Origin of the sequence: Acetobacter pasteurianus subsp. pasteurianus LMG 1262 = NBRC 106471 (genome assembly GCF_000285275.1) — a bacterium.
Taxonomy (GTDB): domain Bacteria; phylum Pseudomonadota; class Alphaproteobacteria; order Acetobacterales; family Acetobacteraceae; genus Acetobacter; species Acetobacter pasteurianus.
In genome coordinates, this window is sequence record NZ_CADO01000126.1 from 1 (window position 1) to 1463 (window position 1463).

The window sequence follows — 1463 nt, forward strand, 5'->3', positions numbered from 1 at the left end:
CCGACGAGACGATTGCCTGTCCAGTCAGTCACCCCGCCAGAGGGATGCCAGACATACTGGAAGTCCGGCTGCATGACCCACCACGGCATCACCTGTGCCTGATAGGTGAGTTCCAGATGGTTCTCATTGCCCTGCACAGGTGCACCGGAGTTACGATCATACCGCCGCTGGCCAGAAGAGGCCCGGCCAATGCCCCAGCCCAGCCCCACCGTGTCATTGTCACGCCCCTTGAAGGGCGCCTTGAGGTTGATACCCGCATCAATGGCAAAGCTGATCATGTTGCGATCTCCCCCATTGCCTGTGGCACGCGCAAAAACGCCCACAGATTGAGGAGACTGAAGCGAGGGCCGCCAGATCATCTGGTCAATAATGCCATAGACCATCCAGTTGCCCCGATCCCACCGCGGAATGCCCGTGGTGTCCGCCGCACTCCCTAAAGCCTTGCCCTGATTGTTGTAGCGATAATCAGGGAATTTGGCTGTATCGTAATAGCCACCCAGCTTGTAGATACCCGGCAGACCGGGATCCTTGGTGACATGCGACATATCATCGGGCTGGGGGTTGAGGGCATATTGCAGTTCGGTAATCAGCAGCGCACCAGTGCCCATGTTGAAGTTGGCGCCATCTTCATCATGGGTGTTCTGGTTGGTGGGATCTGCGCTGTTGCCGCCGTTCTGGATACCAAAGGAGTTGTTGCGATTGCCCGGTGGGTTGTCATCCGCTGCGGCAAACATGAAGGTGAACTTGTCTGACGGACGATACCGGATGCGAATGGCCGGAGAAGACAGCGGCCAGGACGGGCCACCGGCATACAGGTTGACCGATGGCGCCATGGGCCAGCCGAAGTTGGAGTTCAGATACAAAGCCCCGTAATCACTGATCAGGAACTCGGTATCCAGATCCTGCTGCCCGATCTTGACGTCCAGCTTGCCGTCCAGAAAGGACTGCTGATACCACAGCTCGAACAGGCGGGTTGAACGATCGGCCTCGAACCCGCTGACAGGGTTGAAGTTGGCCAGATGATCCTGCGAGATGGAGCGTCCGCGCAGTTGCAGGGCGCTGACATTGAATGTGCCGCCCTTCAGGCCGATCAGCTTTTCCAGATCGACCGTCAGGGTGGGCATGGTCACGCCATCATAGGCGGGGCCGGTGCCCGAGCCACTGGCGCCATCCGCCCCCGAGGCCGTGCCGCCTGTGGCATTGCCCCACAATTCATCCACTTCCTGAATGTCAAAGCTGATGCCGTGTCTGGCCATCCAATCCCGCGCGCCCCACATGTTGCCCAGCAGGTGGTCACTCATGTCTGGCGTGTCATCGCCTTTTTTCTCTGAAGCCGCGGCCTCCGCCGCACGCTGGGAATCCCGCACCGTGGCCGGATCAATCTGTTCAATCAACGGCCCTGAATTGCCTAACCGGCGACGGTCCTGCTCAACCTGCGTCTCTTCACCATGCGCTAGGGCAGG

The 1463-nt window shown here is 59.3% G+C and carries 1 protein-coding gene; it reads right to left on the minus strand.

The window, feature by feature from the left end:
* A partial coding sequence (locus tag APA10_RS11880) for a carbohydrate porin (protein WP_035366865.1) occupies positions 1–1463 on the minus strand: 1463 nt, incomplete at both ends.